This is a genomic window from Acidovorax sp. Root219, from assembly GCF_001428665.1.
Lineage (GTDB): Bacteria > Pseudomonadota > Gammaproteobacteria > Burkholderiales > Burkholderiaceae_C > Acidovorax.
The window spans coordinates 49,260-63,876 of the sequence record NZ_LMIJ01000004.1; the positions used below are offsets into that span (position 1 = coordinate 49,260).

General features: G+C 68.7%; 14 protein-coding genes. 1 reads left to right on the forward strand and 13 read right to left on the reverse strand.

Annotation, left to right across the window (positions count from 1 at the left end; translation table 11 throughout):
- Window positions 1-5 precede the first annotated feature (5 nt).
- The 6 genes from ASE28_RS04685 to ASE28_RS04710 all read right to left on the reverse strand — a co-directional run bounded on the left by ASE28_RS04685 (window position 6) and on the right by ASE28_RS04710 (window position 5,079).
- Window positions 6-860: a DUF429 domain-containing protein gene (locus ASE28_RS04685; RefSeq protein ID WP_057265081.1), complete on the reverse strand. Its 855-nt coding sequence runs from the start codon at window positions 858-860 to the stop codon at window positions 6-8.
- Between the two features lie 3 nt (window positions 861-863).
- Entirely contained in the window at window positions 864-1,745 is an 882-nt protein-coding gene (locus tag ASE28_RS04690; RefSeq protein WP_057265279.1) for a DMT family transporter, read from the reverse strand.
- A 104-nt stretch (window positions 1,746-1,849) separates the two neighbouring features.
- Window positions 1,850-2,272, reverse strand: a complete 423-nt coding sequence (locus ASE28_RS04695; protein ID WP_057265083.1) for a BLUF domain-containing protein — start codon at window positions 2,270-2,272, stop codon at window positions 1,850-1,852.
- A 2-nt stretch (window positions 2,273-2,274) separates the two neighbouring features.
- Entirely contained in the window at window positions 2,275-3,003 is a 729-nt protein-coding gene (folE, locus tag ASE28_RS04700; RefSeq protein ID WP_057265281.1) for a GTP cyclohydrolase I, read from the reverse strand.
- A gap of 118 nt (window positions 3,004-3,121) precedes the next feature.
- Window positions 3,122-4,339, reverse strand: a complete 1,218-nt coding sequence (clsB, locus tag ASE28_RS04705; RefSeq protein WP_057265085.1) for a cardiolipin synthase ClsB — start codon at window positions 4,337-4,339, stop codon at window positions 3,122-3,124.
- A gap of 2 nt (window positions 4,340-4,341) precedes the next feature.
- Window positions 4,342-5,079 carry an endonuclease/exonuclease/phosphatase family protein gene (locus ASE28_RS04710; protein WP_057204869.1) on the reverse strand — a complete coding sequence of 246 codons (738 nt, stop codon included), beginning with the start codon at window positions 5,077-5,079 and terminating at the stop codon, window positions 4,342-4,344.
- A 132-nt stretch (window positions 5,080-5,211) separates the two neighbouring features.
- Here ASE28_RS04710 and ASE28_RS04715 point away from each other — a divergent pair, with 132 nt between their 5' ends.
- Window positions 5,212-7,023, forward strand: coding sequence for a response regulator (locus ASE28_RS04715; protein ID WP_057265087.1), 1,812 nt, complete (start codon window positions 5,212-5,214; stop codon window positions 7,021-7,023).
- A gap of 9 nt (window positions 7,024-7,032) precedes the next feature.
- Here the strand turns inward: ASE28_RS04715 and ASE28_RS04720 are convergent, their stop codons facing one another.
- The 7 genes from ASE28_RS04720 to ASE28_RS04750 are packed head-to-tail and all read right to left on the reverse strand — an operon-like array spanning window position 7,033 to window position 14,594.
- Complete coding sequence (locus tag ASE28_RS04720) at window positions 7,033-7,884, reverse strand: aldolase/citrate lyase family protein (RefSeq protein WP_057265089.1); 852 nt, start codon at window positions 7,882-7,884, stop codon at window positions 7,033-7,035.
- A 10-nt stretch (window positions 7,885-7,894) separates the two neighbouring features.
- Window positions 7,895-8,710, reverse strand: coding sequence for a 2-oxo-hept-4-ene-1,7-dioate hydratase (hpaH, locus tag ASE28_RS04725; RefSeq protein ID WP_057265090.1), 816 nt, complete (start codon window positions 8,708-8,710; stop codon window positions 7,895-7,897).
- A gap of 9 nt (window positions 8,711-8,719) precedes the next feature.
- Window positions 8,720-9,718 carry a Bug family tripartite tricarboxylate transporter substrate binding protein gene (locus tag ASE28_RS04730; protein ID WP_057265093.1) on the reverse strand — a complete coding sequence of 333 codons (999 nt, stop codon included), beginning with the start codon at window positions 9,716-9,718 and terminating at the stop codon, window positions 8,720-8,722.
- 26 nt (window positions 9,719-9,744) lie between these two features.
- Complete coding sequence (locus ASE28_RS04735) at window positions 9,745-10,689, reverse strand: fumarylacetoacetate hydrolase family protein (protein ID WP_057204883.1); 945 nt, start codon at window positions 10,687-10,689, stop codon at window positions 9,745-9,747.
- Window positions 10,686-11,579 carry an extradiol ring-cleavage dioxygenase gene (locus ASE28_RS04740; RefSeq protein WP_057204886.1) on the reverse strand — a complete coding sequence of 298 codons (894 nt, stop codon included), beginning with the start codon at window positions 11,577-11,579 and terminating at the stop codon, window positions 10,686-10,688. Before ASE28_RS04740 ends, ASE28_RS04735 begins: the two co-directional genes overlap by 4 nt.
- Window positions 11,580-11,608: 29 nt before the next feature.
- Window positions 11,609-13,084 (reverse strand): aldehyde dehydrogenase family protein, encoded by a 1,476-nt coding sequence (locus ASE28_RS04745; protein ID WP_057265095.1) that lies wholly within the window; start codon window positions 13,082-13,084, stop codon window positions 11,609-11,611.
- A gap of 31 nt (window positions 13,085-13,115) precedes the next feature.
- Window positions 13,116-14,594, reverse strand: a complete 1,479-nt coding sequence (locus ASE28_RS04750) for an FAD-binding oxidoreductase (protein WP_057265097.1) — start codon at window positions 14,592-14,594, stop codon at window positions 13,116-13,118.
- Window positions 14,595-14,617 lie beyond the last annotated feature (23 nt).

Genomic DNA, 14,617 nt, shown 5'->3' on the forward strand with positions numbered 1-14,617 from the left:
TGCCTTCATTGTGGCGCGCCCTCGTCCACCCTGCCACCCGGCATGGGCGCGGTGACGATCCAGCCTTCCAGCGGGTCCAAGCCGGGCGGCAAGCCGTAGAGGGCATCGCCCTCGGCATGGCGCTGCTCGGCCCAGCCGGCCTGCAGCATGCACAGCACGGCGTCCAGGCTGTCGCCGCTGGCGTCGGCCACCAGGGCATCGCGCTGGGCGTGGCTCAGCTTCAGTCGCAGCGCCAGGCGCGTCTGCCCCAGCTCCAGCGCGGTCAGCAGGTACTTGCGCGCGATCAGGCGGTCCGGCGTCTGCTTGGCAACATCGTCGCTCTTGTAGCTGCGCCGCTGCAGCACCTCGCGCGCGAGCAGGCCGGGGTAGGCCTCCAGCGCCACGCGTGTGGGGTCGCCTGCATGCAGGCCGGGCAGGTGCACGCCGGCCCCGAGCAGCAGCGGCACGCCCGCATGCAGCATGTAGGCCACGGGCGGGTTCACCCATTTCATCGACGGGCTGGAGCCGGCGGGCCCGTCGGTTGCGCGGTGCGCGAACTTGCCGCCCACGGGGCGCGCATCGCAGAAGGCGGCAAAGGCTTCGCGGATCTGTGGGCGGGTGAGCGACTGGTAGTGCTGCATGCTTGCATGCCACTGCAGCGGCCAGCCCAGGGTCTGCAGCAGCTCGCGCGGCAGGCCGAAGGGCAGGTCGAACCCACCCACCCAGTGGCGCGGCTCGGCCAGCCAGGCGCCCACCGCGGCCAGGGTTTCCAGCCGCACCAGTTCCGTCAGCTGCACGCGCGCGCCGTCGCGCCGGCCCAGGGCCAGCACCACGGGCTTGCGGCGCGTGGGGCTGCTTGAGAAGTCACATCCGAGCAGCATGGCCTACCCCAGGGCGAGCGCGGTGACGCCGGCCGCGATGAGCACGGCCCCGCAGATGCGGGCCACGCGGTCGCCTTCGCCCAGCAGGTGCCCGCCGATCAGCGCGGCGAACAGCATGGACACCTCGCGTGCGGGCGCGACATGCGACAGGGGCGCCTCCTTCATCGCATACAGCACCAGCACATAGGCCACGGGGCTGACCATGGCCACCAGCAGCGCGAAGCGCCACTGCGCGCGCCACAGTTGGCCGGCGGTGGGCAGGTCGCGCAGCACCACGGGCGCCAGCAGCGCCACGCGCACGAAGTTGCCCATGTAGTCCACGAGGATGGGCGACATCAGCAGGATCTTGACGGCATAGCCGTCGACCACCGTGTAGCTGGCGATGAAGGCCCCCGTGAGCAGGCCGTAGAACATGCCCTTGTGCACGCGCGCTCGCGCGGCCGGATCGTGCGCGGCGCGCAGCAGGCCCGGGCCGCCCGCGATCAGGAACACCCCGCCCACCACGCCCGCGATGCCGGCCACGCCCAGCGCCGAAATGCGCTCGCCCAGCAGCGTGACCGCCACCAGCGACGACATCAGCGGCCCCGAGCCGCGCGCCAGCGGGTAGACCACGGTGAGGTCGGCCTTGCGGTAGCCGCGCAGCAGGATGACGAAGTAGGCCACGTGCAGCAACCCGCTGGCCGCGACGAAGCCCCACTCCACAGCTCCCCACAGCGGCACCGCATCGCGCCCCAGGTACCAGCCCAGCGGCGCCCAGACCAGCATCATCAGCACCGAGGTGAAGAACGCGAAGCGCGAATCCCCACCCGCCTTCTTGGCCACGATGTTCCAGCAGGCATGGATCAGGCCCGCCAGGATGATGAGGCCGAAGGCATTCAGGGTCACGGTGGGAAAGCAGAAAAAGGAATGCAAAAGGCCGCAGCGCGTCGGCGGCTGCGGCCCGGGTTCGGATGTCTGGAAAAGAGGGCAGGCTTGGAGGCCAGTCCTTTTTAAGCGCGCCCGATGATGGACGCCGTGGCCATGAGCTCTTCCAGCAGCGCGAACGACACCTTGCCCGACACCGCATACGGGTCGAGCTCGGGCTTCTCGGAGTACTTGAGCAGAATCGAGTGGTTGATCTTGGACAGGTTCACCTGGCCCATGGTCCAGCCGCCGAAACGGCGCTCGGTGATCTCCTCGTAGTGCAGCAGCTCCACGTTCTGGTGCCGCGGGTCGCGCTGGATGTGGCCGTAGAGGTCGCTCACCGCGGCACGGCCGCCCTCGATGGCCTGCAAAAAGATGCCGCCGCCATAGCACAGCACCCCGGTAATGCCACTGCCCGGGTTGTGCTGGCGCGACTGCATGAGGATGGCTTCGATGGCGGAGGGCGAGGTATCCACCGCGCGGCTGGCATAGAGCAGGCGTACGAGCATGGTCAGTTCTTTCCGGGGATGAGAGACAGGAATTCGCGGCGCAGCGAGGGGTCCTTGAGGAACACGCCGCGCATCACGGAGTTGATCATCTTGCTGTCCATCTCGCGCACGCCGCGCCAGGACATGCAGAAGTGGCTGGCCTCCATCACGATGGCCAGGCCGTCGGGCTGGGTCTTTTCCATGATCAGGTCGGCCAGCTGCACCACGGCCTCTTCCTGGATCTGGGGGCGGCCCATGACCCAGTCGACCAGGCGCGCGTACTTGGACAGGCCGATCACGTTGGTGTGCTCGTTGGGCATCACGCCGATCCAGATCTTGCCGATCACCGGGCAGAAATGGTGGCTGCAGGCGCTGCGCACCGTGATGGGCCCGACGATCATGAGCTCGTTCAAGTGCTCGGCGTTGGGGAACTCGGTGATCGGCGGCTGCGCCACGTAGCGGCCCTTGAACACCTCGTTGAGGTACATCTTGGCCACGCGGCGCGCGGTGTTGTGCGTGTTGTGGTCGCCTTGCGTGTTGATGACCAGGCTGTCGAGCACGCCCTGCATCTTGACCTCGACCTCGTCCAGCAGCTTCTCCAGCTCGCCCGGCTCGATGAACTCGGCAATGTTGTCGTTGGCGTGGAAGCGCTTGCGCGCGGCGGCAAGGCGCTCTCGGATCTTGACGGAGACGGGCGTGCCTTCTTCGTCGGGCGGGATGGTCGTCATATCAGCGGCAGTGGGACTGGACATGTCCGGCATCGTAACAGTGAACGGGGCGGTACGCCTGGCAAAGGTTTTACCTGGCTACCGCCCGGCCCGCATCGCGATACAGCTACTATTTATATAGCAGCAAAGCCGGCCATCTGTGTCAGTACCGGCGGCCCGTGATCCACAGGGCCAGGCGCATCAGCGCATGGGCCACCTGGTCGAGCACGCGCTGGCGCAGCGGGCGGCCCGCATAGCGCGCCGGCTCCATGCGCCGGCCGGATTGCTCCATGGCCTGCACCAGGCGCTGGCGCAGGTCGGCGGCAAAGGCCGCGTCCTCCACTACCACGTTGGCCTCGCGCGCCAGCAGCAGGCTCAACGGGTCGAGATTGGACGAGCCCACCGTGGCCCAGGGCCGCTCGCCCAGCGCATCGACCACGGCCACCTTGGCGTGCAGGAAGCTCGGCGCGTACTCGTGGATCTCCACCCCCGCCGCGAGCAGTGCGCCATACACCGGCCGCGCCGCGTGGTACTGCATGAAGTATTCGTAGCGCCCCTGCAGCAGCAGGCGCACACGCACACCGCGGCGCGCCGCCATCAGCAATGCGCGGCGCAGCTTGCCACCGGGCAGGAAGTAGGCGTTGGCAATGATCACCTCGTGGCGCGCCGCGCCAATCGCGCGGCGGTAGGCCTTCTCGATGCGGCTGCGGTTGCGCACGTTGTCGCGCAGCAGCAGTGCGGCGCGCATGCGAGGGCCGTCTTCGGCCACCTGGGCAGCGTGCTGGGCGGCGCTGGCCGCGCGCAGTGCTTGCAGGGCCTCGGGGAGGCGGCGCTCGCGCATGTCGCGCAGGGCCTGCATGCGCCACCACAGCTGGTCCATGGTGTCGCTGGCCACGGCCACCAGGCTGCCCGTGGCCTGCACGGCAAAGTCGAAGCGCGGCGCTGCCAGTGCCCCGTGATTGGGGTCGTGCAGATCGTCGAGCACGTTGATGCCGCCGCAGAACAGCATGCAGCCGTCCACCACACACAGCTTGCGGTGCAGGCGGCGCCAGCGGTGCGGCAGCAGCAGGCCCAGCGGCCCGAGCGGCGAATAGACGCGAAACTGCACGCCAGCGGCCAAGAGGCGCTGCGTCCATTCGACAGGAAAGGCGCCAGTGCCCACCCCGTCCACAACGAGCTGGGTGCGCACGCCGCGCCCCGCAGCACGCATCAGCGCCTCGGCCACGCTGGCACCGCTGCCGGTGAAATCGAAGATGTAGGTCTCGAACTGGATGTCCGACAGCGCCGCGTCCATGGCCTCGACCAGCGCGGGAAACAGCTCCTGCGCGCCCTGCAGCAGGCGCACCCGGTGGTCGGCGGCAAGGGCCGGGTTCAGGGCCACGGCTAGAGACGAAACTCGGCGATCAGCGGCAGGTGATCGGACATGCGCCACCAGATGCGGCCGCGCGGCACATGCAGCGACAGGGGCGTGAGGCCGCGCACGTAGACATGGTCGAGCTGCACCAGGGGCAGGCGCGCGGGGTAGGTGAAGGCCCGGGGGTCCTCGAATTCATGCAGGCCGAAGCCGGCCAGCATGCGCTTGACCTGAAGGCCCCAGTCGTTGAAATCGCCCGCGACCACCAGCGGTGTGCCGCCGGGCACCTCGCGCTCGATGAAGCGCTGCAGCCGCTCGATCTGGCGGATGCGGCTGCCCGGAATCAACCCCAGATGAACGACGATCACGTGGATCTTGCGACCATGGGCGTCCACCTCGACGTGCAACAGCCCGCGCTGCTCGAAGCGGTGGTCGGAAATGTCCTCGTGCTGGTGGCCGATCACGGGCCAGCGCGAGAGCAGCGCGTTGCCATGCTCTCCGTGGCGCGTGAAGGCGTTGGTGCGGTACACCGCCTCGTAGCCCTCCGGGGCCAGGTACTCGGCCTGTGGCAGCTCGGGCCAGCGCTGGAAGTATTTCGCCTCCCCGCGGTGCAGCTTCCTCACCTCCTGCAGGCAAACGATGTCGGCATCGAGTTGCTCGACCGCATGCCCCAGGTTGTGGATCTCCAGGCGCCGGGCCGGGCCGATGCCCTGCACCCCTTTGTGGATGTTGTAGGTCGCCACCCGCAGGATGTCTGTGTTGTCCATGGCACCGATTGTGTCGCAAGCAACCGACACATGGCAGGCCGGGGGCTTACCCGCATCGCAGACTCCGCTGACCGGGCATACACTGTGCTTGCAGTGAGCAGTTACTTTTAATTACACCACCCCGAGCTGAAGATGGCCACAGGCAAAGCCCCGGATACGCCAGACATCCAGGCGCTGATCATCGACAGCAATGCCACCTCGCGCAGCATTCTGGTGGGGCAGCTGCGCGAGTACGGTGTCACCAAGATCGTGCAGTGCAGCCGTGTGCGTGACGCCCGCGCCAGGCTGGAACACACGGTGTTCGACTATGTGCTGTGCGACCAGTTCTTCAGCGAATCTGGCGACTCCGGGCAGACCTTGCTGGACGACCTGCGCCGTGCGCAACTGCTGCCGTTCTCCACCGTGTTCTTCATGGTCACGGCCGAAGCCTCGTATGCGGCAGTGGCCGAGGCCGCCGAGTCGGCGCTCGATGGCTACCTGCTCAAGCCCTTCACCCCGAGTGCACTGTTCGAGCGGCTGAGCCTGGCGCGGCTGCGCAAGATCCACTTGAAGCCGATTTTCGACGCCATCGAGCAGGAAGACTTCGAGCTGGCGTCCAGCCTCTGCGTGGAGCGTTTCGAGGCGCGCAAGCCCTACTGGCTGTATGCCGCGCGCATTGGCACCGAGCTGCTGCTGCGCCTGGGCCGCCACGACGAATCCCGCACGCTGTTCGAAGCCGTCATCGCAGCGCGCGCCCTGCCCTGGGCCAAGCTCGGTGTGGCGCGCGCGCAGATCGAGTCGGGCCAGGCCACCCGCGCCATCACCACCTTGCAGGGCCTGATCGGCGAGGATGCCTCGTTTGCCGACGCCTACGACGTGCTGGGCCGCGCTCAGGTGGAACTGGGCAACTTCACCGAGGCCATCGAGACCTACCGCACGGCCAGCGCGCTCACGCCCGACTCGGTGGTGCGCCTGCAGAAGCTGGGCATGATGTCGTACTACATGGGCGACCGCAAGACGGCCGCCAGCGTGCTCTCGCGTGCGGCCATCCTGGGTATCGACTCCAAGCTGTTCGACTTCCAGGCCCTGGTGCTGCTGGCCTTTTCCTACTTTTCCGACAAGGACCGCAAGGGAATCGAACGCTGCGTGGCGGACTTTGGCCGCATCCTGGAGCGCCACCAGGACAGCCCGCGCATCCAGCGCTTTGCCAGCATCGCCCAGACCCTGCTGCTGATCCAGCAGCGGCAGTTCTCGGCCGCCGTGGCGGCGGTGCGCGACATGGCGCGCGAGATCGACGAGGCCAGCTTCGATTTCGAGGCCGCCTGCAACCTGGCCAGCCTGCTGGCCGTGCTGGCCGCGACCTCCATCGACCTGTCGGACGGCGAAAAGTGGGTGCGCTCCCTCGGGATGCGCTATGCCAACACGCGCGGCCTCACGGAACTGATGGCCAATGCCTGCAACGTCTACCCCGCGTACAGCGACATGGTGCGCGAATGCCTGCCCCAGATCAACCAGTCGGCCGAGAAAGCCATGGCCCAGAGCCTGGCGGGCGATGCCGAAGGGGCCGTGCGCAAGCTGCTGCAGCTGGCCGAAAGCTCCCTGAACTCCAAGCTGGCGGACATGGCCCAGCAGGTGCTGCTGCGCCACCGGGAGCGCATTGCCGATGCACAGGCCCTGCAGGACAGTGTGCAGGCGGTGCGCACCCGCTGCGGCAACGCCCCGACCCGTGCGGTGCTGGGGCAGGACGGCGAGCGGCGCCCTGGCGGCGTGGTGATACGCACACGCACGCCGCCACCGCCCGAAGCGGCAGCGTCTGCCGCGCTGGCCGCCATCGCCGCCCGGGTAGAGCTGTCGGCCGACCAGATCCTGGACATGCCCGACGAGCCCTCGATCGACGAAATCCTGGGCGTGCCCACGCCAGAGCCCCACGATCCGGCGGAAAAGCTCAGGCTGCGGCCGATGTAGTGGGGGCTGTCAGCCGTAGACCGAGGCGCCTGCCACTGGAGACTGTGGCTGCGCGGGATGCAGCGCCCGCCCATACCGCGCCGCCAGATCCCGCGTGGCGGCCACCAGCACGCTGGTGTCCACCCCCACGGCCACGAAGACGGCGCCCAGCTCCAGGTAGCGGCGCGCCAGCTTTTCATCGGCCATCAGGATGCCGGGGGCCTTGCCGGCGGCCAGCACGCGGCGTATCCCGCTCTCGATGGCCTCCTGTACCTCAGGGTGCCCGGGGTTGCCCACATGGCCCATGCTGGCCGAGAGGTCGGCCGGGCCGAAGAACACGCCATCCACGCCCGGCGTGTGCGCAATGGCGTCCAGGTTCTCGATGGCCAGCGTGCTCTCGGCCTGCACCAGCAGGCACGCCTGGGCATTGGCCTCTTTGAGATACCCGGGATAGCGCATCCACTGCGAGGCGCGCGCCAGGCCCGCGCCCATGCCGCGGATGCCGCCCTGCCCGTCGTCCTGCGGGTAGCGCATGGCACGCACCAGCTGCGCGGCCTGCTCGGGCGTGTCCACCATGGGCACCAACAGGGTCAGCGCGCCGATGTCCAGGTACTGCTTGATCAGCGCCGTGTCGCCCACCGGCACGCGGGCCACCGGGTCCGGGCCAGAGCCCAGCATGGCGCGCGCGCTGGCGATGCCCTGCAGCTGCTCCAGCATGCGCGGCACGTCGTTGGGCGCGTGCTCGCCGTCAAGCAGCAGCCAGTCGAAACCAGCCCCTGCGACGAGCTCGGCCGCATAGCCGCTGGCCAGGCCGAACCACAGGCCGATCTGCGGCGTGCGCGCGACCAGGGCCTGCTTGAAGGTGTTCACGGGTGTATGCAAGGCAGTCCCCTCAAACGAAGCGGAAGGCGATATTGCCCAGCGGCCCATAGTCCGCATGGAAGGTGTCGCCCGCGGCAGCCGCCACGGGCCGCGTGAACGAGCCGCCCAGCACCACCTCGCCCGCCTCCAACCCCTCGCCATAGGGCGCAAGCTTGTTGGCCAGCCAGGCCACGCCGGTGGCCGGGTGGTTGAGCACCGCAGCGGCCAGGCCCGATTCCTCGATCACCCCGTTCTTGTAGAGCAGCGCGCCGCACCAGCGCAGGTCCACCGCGTCGGGCCGCACGGGGCGCCCGCCGGTGACGATGCCGGCATTGGCCGCGTTGTCCGAGATGGTGTCGAACACCTTGCGCATCGCGCCGGTGTGGCGATCGTGCTGCTCGATGCGCGCATCGATGATCTCGATGGCGGGCACCACGTACTCGGTGGCGGCCAGCACGTCGAAGATGTTCACCGGCGGACGCCCCGGCTCACCCCGCAGTGGTCTGTTGAGCACGAATGCCAGCTCCACCTCCACGCGCGGCAGGATGAAACGCTGCATGGGGATGTCGCCGCCCTCGGCGAAGAACATGTCGTCCAGCAGGGTGCCGAAGTCGGGCTCGGTGATCTGGCTGGCGACCTGCATGGCGCGCGAGGTCAGGCCGATCTTGTGGCCGCGCACCGTGCGGCCCTCGGCGATCTTCATCGCCACCCAGGCGCGCGAGATGGCATAGCCGTCCTGCACCGTCATACCGGGGTGGCGTTTGGAGAAATGCTCCACCTGCACGCGGGTCTTCTCGGCCTGGTGCAGCTCAAGAGCGAGCTGCTGGATCAATGCATCGTCAAGCATGGGGAGTCCTCAGGATTCTGCAGTGAAGCCAATGGCTTTCACGATGGGACCCCATTTGTCGCCATCGGCCTTCAGCAACGCCGCCAGCTCAGCGGGAGTGGACGAACGCGCCTCCAGCCCCATGGCCGCCAACCCGGCGACCACGTCCTTGTCGGCCAGCGCGGTGCGGATAGCGGCATTGGCCTTGGCCACCACGTCGGCCGGCGCCTTGCCGGGCAGGAAGAAGCCGAACCATTCGTTGTAGGCCATGTCCTTGTAGCCCTGCTCGATCAGCGTGCTGACATTGGGCATGAATTTGTTGCGCGTGGCGCCCGAGGTGGCCAGGACGCGGATCTTGCCGCCTGAGAGGTGCGGCAAGAACTCACCCACCGGGGCCGAGACGGCGGCGATCTGCCCGCCCAGCAGGTCCAGAATGGCCGGCTGCGAGCCGCGAAAGCCCACATGGCGCATGTCGACCTTGCCGGCGCGGCTGATCAGCTCGCCCACGAAGTGCGGCACCGAGCCCGGTGCGGGCGAGCCGAAATTGGCGCCCGTGGGGTTGGCCTTGCACCACTCCAGAAACTCGGGCACGGTCTTCACCGAGGCGGGTACCTGTGGCCCCACGGCAAAACCCATGTCGAACACCACGCCCAGCGAGACGGGCGTCACGTCGGCCACGGGGTCGTAGGGCAGCTTCTTGTAGGTGTGGGGGTAGATGCCCAGCATGGACATGGGCGTGGCCAGCAGTGTGGCGCCGTCCGCCGGAGCGGCCTTGAGTGTGGTGATGGCGATCTGCCCGCACGCGCCGGTCTTGTTCTCCACCACGGCCGACTTGGCGTAACCGCCCGTGATCTGGGTGGCCACGCGCCGCGCCAGGGTGTCCACCGTGCCGCCGGCAGCAAAGCCGGCCAGGATCTTCACGGTGTCGAGCGCCTGGGCCTGGGCCAGGAAGGGCACGGCGCCCGCTGCACTGGCCAGAGCCAGGTGCAGTACGTTGCGGCGGGATGTTGTGGGGGAAAGGTTCTTCATGCTCTGTCTCCGATGGTTCTTATGGATTACTTCTTCGCAGCCTGGCGGTAATTGGCCTTCAGATGCTCGGGCACGCGCTCGTCGAAGCCGCAGGCCACGCGCCGCACCTCGGGGCTGTCGGTGGGCTGGTGGCCCACGCCCAGTGCCGAGGCGCGCGGCGCATCGATGGCGACCACGGTGCCCGCCAGGCGACCCAGGCCCGTGATCTCGCACTCCACCAAGTCGCCCGGGTCGACTGAGCGCGAATGGCAGGGCGTGCCCATCAGGATCACGTCGCCCGGCACCAGGGTGATGTGGCGCGCAATGTCAGCCACCACGTAGTGCGGGCCCCAGATGGTCTCGTCGCCGATGTGTGCCTCCTGCACCACCAGGCCGTTGCGGTAGGTGCGCAGCGTCTGTGCGAACAGGTTCACGCCGCGCACGATACCGGGGCCGATGGGCAGCAGCGTGTCCGCCCCCTTCACGCGCAGCATGCTGCCCTGGTCGGTGTCGCGGTAGTTCTGCAGGCCCATGTCGAGCGCCGGGCAAAAGCCTTCGATGTAGTCCCAGGCCTCGTCGGGCAGCACGTTGCGGCAGGTCTTGCCGATGACCACGGCGTACTCGCCCTCGTAGTTGAGGTACAGGCTGTCGGCGGGCTTGTGGATTTCGCATCCATGCCCGTTGACGGAGGTCGGTGGCTTGGTGAAGTAGGTGGGCGTCTCGGTCGGCTTGGGCTGGTTGCGCGTCTCGAAGCTGCGCGAGCTGTACGAGATGTGCACGGCGATGACCTTGCTGGGCGCGACCGGCGGCAGGTGCTGCAGGCTGGCCGGGTCCACCACGCGGCCATCGTCCAGGCGCAGTTGCCCCTGCCTCGCGCCCTCTTCCACGATGGTGCCCCAGCAGGCGCTGCCGCCCACCAGCACGCGGCGGCGCTCCACGCGCGGGCCGCGCATCACGGCGGGCAGTTCGGTAACCGGGAATTCGAAGTTCATGCCGCCACCTCCACCGCTTGCGTTTCGCCATCGAACCACATGTGCACGTTGCCCGTGCCGCGTGCGTTCTCGTAGGCCGACAGGGCCACGCCGCGCGCGCGGCAGTCGGCCCCGCCCATGGCGCCCAGCATCTGCAGGTAGTGCGCGCCGAAGGCCTCCCAGGGCATCTTGCGGTACTCGTCCTGCCAACGGTCGAGCACCATGTCGTGGCGGCCCTGCTCCATGAGAGCGATGGCGCCCTTGTCGCTCACGATGTTCTCGGGGCGCGAGACATTGCTCTCGTGGAAGATACGGGGGTGGTTCGGCTTCCAGTCGATGGGGTTGAACTTGTGGCTCAGCGCGCCCGATGCCAGCAGCAGCACGCGCAGGTCGCTGCGGCGAACGGCCTCGGCAATCGCCTCGCCCGATTTCAGGAAATGGCGCCAGTCGCAGTTCTGGCACGAGCTCACGGTGACCACCGGCGTGTCGCTGCGCTCCAGGCGCAGGTGCTTGACCAGGTTGATGGTGGCGTACTGCTTGCCCAGGTCGGGGTGGTTGATGACGCGGTTGTAGCCCTGGTGCTCGCGCGACACGGCCTCGATCTCGAGCGCCAGGTCGGGGTGGCCCCGGTAGTCGTAGGGCACGCCGTGCAGGTACCAGGGCATCTCGTCGGAGATGAACATGCCCTGGTAGCGCGGCGCGCCGTCCACCAGGTGGTAGCCGGTGGTGAACCAGTGCGAGTCGAAGATGATGACCACGTCGGGCCGGGCCGCAGCGATGCGTTCGCGCAGGCGTGCATAGCCGGGTATCAGGTCCGAGTCGGCCCCCGCGCCCTGCAGCACGCGAAACTCTTCGCACTGCATCAGGCCGGGGTGGTGCGAGACGATGGCGGCGCCAACGATGCTTCCCATGGTGTGTGTCTCCTGTGTGTAGGTAATGCTCAGCGGTGGCTGAAGCTGGCGCGGAAAGGCTTTTTGGGGATGACGACATCCTTGACGTCGCAGAAGAACTCGAAGCTCCAGTCCCCGCCCTCGCGGCCCACGCCGCTGCGCTTGATGCCGCCGAAGGGCGCGGCCAGGTCGCGGATGCCGAAGCTGTTGACCCAGATGAAGCCGGTGCGCACCTGCTGCGCCACGGCACTGGCGTGCTGCGTTTCGCCGTAGCAGACGCCGCCCAGCCCGTAGTCGGTGCCGTTGGCCAGGGCGATGGCTTCCTCGTCACTGTCGAAGGCCTGCAAGGTGAGCACCGGGCCGAAGACCTCGTTCTGCACGATCTCGCTGTCCTGGCGCACACCGGCAAGCAGCGTGGGCTGGTAGTACTGCGCGCCGAAGGCATGGTGCGCACCGCCCCAGAGCAGCGTAGCGCCGTCGGCCACGGCACGCTGCACGAAGCCGTGCACACGCTCGACCTGGCGCGGGTGGATGATGGGGCCGACCTCGGTGGCCGCCTCGCGCGGGTCGCCCACGGTGAGCTTTTCGACATAGCCGCGCAGCGCGGCCACGAAGGCATCGTGCACCTTGCGGTGCACCAGGAAGCGTGTGCCCGCCAGGCACACCTGGCCGGCGTTGCGGTACATCAGCGCGCCGGTGGCGGCGGCGTTGTCGATGTCGGCATCTTCCAGCACGATGAAGGCCGACTTGCCCCCCAGCTCCAGGCTGCAGGGCACGAGGTTGGCGCCAGCGGACTGCGCGATCCACTTGGCCGTGGGCACCGAGCCGGTGAACGAGATGCGTGCCAGGCGCGGGTCGCTGACCAGGCGCGCACCGGTGCTGGCACCCGCGCCCTGCACGATGTTGAACACCCCGGGCGGCAGGCCGGCAGCGTGCGCGCAGTCGGCCAGCAGGCTGCTGGTCAGCGGCGCCCATTCCGGCGGCTTGATGATGACGCAGTTGCCTGCTGCCAGCGCCGGGCCGAGCTTCCAGGTGGCCAGCATCAGCGGCGCGTTCCACGGCGTGATGATGGCCACCACGCCGGCCGGGTCGTGGCGCACGAGGTGGGTGGCCTGCTCGGTCTCGATGGGCCGGTCCTGCAGGTTCAGTGCATGCTCGGCGAACCAGGTGATGTTGAGCATGGCGCGCGGCACCACGCCGTGCTTCATGCGCGAAAGCAGCACGCCCGCGTCGCTGGATTCGAGCGTGCAGAAGGCCTCGGCGCGCTGGCCGATCTCGGCCGCGAAGCGGTCGAGGTAGGGCTTGCGCTCGGCGGCCGTGAGCGCACTCCACGCCGGGAAGGCGCGCGCTGCGGCAGTGACGGCGGCATCCACATGCGCGGGCGAGCCCTCGCTGATGCGGCCCAGCAGCGCCTGGTCGATGGGCGAGTGCAGGTCGAAGCGCAGGTCCGAGGCCACGCGCTGGCCGTCGATGTAGTGGTGGGGCGATACGGCGATGCCGGCGACGTTCAGCGTGTCGGTGCTCACAGGGCGTTTCTCCAGAGGGATGACAAGGCCATCAGGGGCGATGGGCCACAGGGGTTTCGGGCAGCAGCTTGGCCGGGTTCATCAGGCCGGCGGGGTCCAGCGCGGACTTGATGCGCTGCATCAGGCGCAGCTCCAGCGGCGCCTTGTAGCGCTCCGATTCATCGCGCCGCAGCACGCCCAGGCCGTGCTCGGCGCTGATGGAGCCACCCAGGGCGTGGACGGCGTCGTGCACCAACCGGTTCAGCGGGCCTTCGAGCGCCAGGAAGGCGGCCTTGGCGGCGGAATCCAGCGGGCCGGCGGCGGCGGGCGACGCGTTGTAATGCAGGTTGCCATCGCCCAGGTGGCCGAAGGTGACCTGGCGCACCTGTGGGAAGGCAGCGCCCACCAGGGCATCGGTGCCGGCGATGAACTCGGGCACGCGCGAGATGGGCAGCGCGATGTCGTGCTTGATGGTCGGGCCCTCGGCGCCCTGCGCCTCGGAGATGTTCTCGCGCAGCGCCCACAGGGCCTCGAACTGCGCAAGCGTGGTGGACAGGGCCGCGTCCGCCACCCAACCGGCTTCCATCGCCGCACCGAGCAGGTCTTCCATGGCCTGCGCCGCACCGGCCTGGGCATCTGCCTGGGCGCCGGTCACCGAGATCTCCAGCAGCACGTACCAGGGCGATGCCTCGGCCAGCGGGCGCCGGCTGCCCGGCACATGGTGCAGCACCAGCGCCATGCAGGTGTCCGACAGCAGTTCGAACGCGGTGAGCGATGCGCCCAGGCGCTGCTGGGCCAGCGCCAGCAGTTGCAGGGCATCGCCCGGCGAGGGAACGGCCACCAGCGCCACCATCTGGGCCGCAGGAAGTGGGAAAAGCTTGAGCACGGCAGCGGTGATGACGCCCAGCGTGCCCTCGGAGCCGATGTACAGGTCGCGCAGGTCGTAGCCGGTGTTGTCCTTGCGCAGGGTGCGCAGGCCGTTCCAGACCTCGCCCTCGGGCGTCACGACTTCGAGCCCCAGGCACAGCTCGCGCGCATTGCCGTAGCGCAGCACCTGCACGCCGCCGGCGTTGGTGGCCAGGTTGCCGCCGATGGTGCACGAGCCCTCGGCTGCCAGGCTCAGCGGAAACAGGCGCCCGGCCGCGCGCGCAGCGTCCTGCACCTGCTGCAGCGTGGCGCCGGCCTCCACCACCAGGGTGTTGTTCAGCGCATCGACATGGCGCACGCGGTTCAGGCGGGTCAGGGACAGCAGCAGTGGCAGTGGCTGGCCTGCTGCCTCGGGGACCGACCCACCCGACAGCCCCGTGTTGCCGCCCTGCGGTACCACGGGCACGCCGTGCGCATGGCACCAGGCGAGCAGTTGCGCCACCTCGGCCGTGTCCGCCGGCTGTGCAACAGCGAGTGCGGGGCCGGTCCACTTGCCGCGCCAGTCGGTCAGGAACGGTGCAGTGTCCGCAGGCTCGGTCCACAGCCGGCCGGCATAGGCTGCGCGCAGGGAGGCCAGGGTGCTTGCGGTGGGGACGGCGATCATCGGGTGCTGCTTGTCTCGTTGCT

What these genes read in the sequence shown, in the direction of transcription:
- ASE28_RS04750 (WP_057265097.1), bottom strand. Translation starts at nt 14,594, where the DNA reads ATGATCGCCGTCCCCACCGCAAGCACCCTGGCCTCCCTGCGCGCAGCC.
- ASE28_RS04685 (WP_057265081.1), bottom strand. Translation starts at nt 860, where the DNA reads ATGCTGCTCGGATGTGACTTCTCAAGCAGCCCCACGCGCCGCAAGCCC.
- hpaH (WP_057265090.1), bottom strand. Translation starts at nt 8,710, where the DNA reads ATGCTTGACGATGCATTGATCCAGCAGCTCGCTCTTGAGCTGCACCAG.
- ASE28_RS04715 (WP_057265087.1), top strand. Translation starts at nt 5,212, where the DNA reads ATGGCCACAGGCAAAGCCCCGGATACGCCAGACATCCAGGCGCTGATC.
- ASE28_RS04735 (WP_057204883.1), bottom strand. Translation starts at nt 10,689, where the DNA reads ATGAACTTCGAATTCCCGGTTACCGAACTGCCCGCCGTGATGCGCGGC.
- ASE28_RS04740 (WP_057204886.1), bottom strand. Translation starts at nt 11,579, where the DNA reads ATGGGAAGCATCGTTGGCGCCGCCATCGTCTCGCACCACCCCGGCCTG.
- ASE28_RS04730 (WP_057265093.1), bottom strand. Translation starts at nt 9,718, where the DNA reads ATGAAGAACCTTTCCCCCACAACATCCCGCCGCAACGTACTGCACCTG.
- ASE28_RS04710 (WP_057204869.1), bottom strand. Translation starts at nt 5,079, where the DNA reads ATGGACAACACAGACATCCTGCGGGTGGCGACCTACAACATCCACAAA.
- folE (WP_057265281.1), bottom strand. Translation starts at nt 3,003, where the DNA reads ATGTCCAGTCCCACTGCCGCTGATATGACGACCATCCCGCCCGACGAA.
- ASE28_RS04695 (WP_057265083.1), bottom strand. Translation starts at nt 2,272, where the DNA reads ATGCTCGTACGCCTGCTCTATGCCAGCCGCGCGGTGGATACCTCGCCC.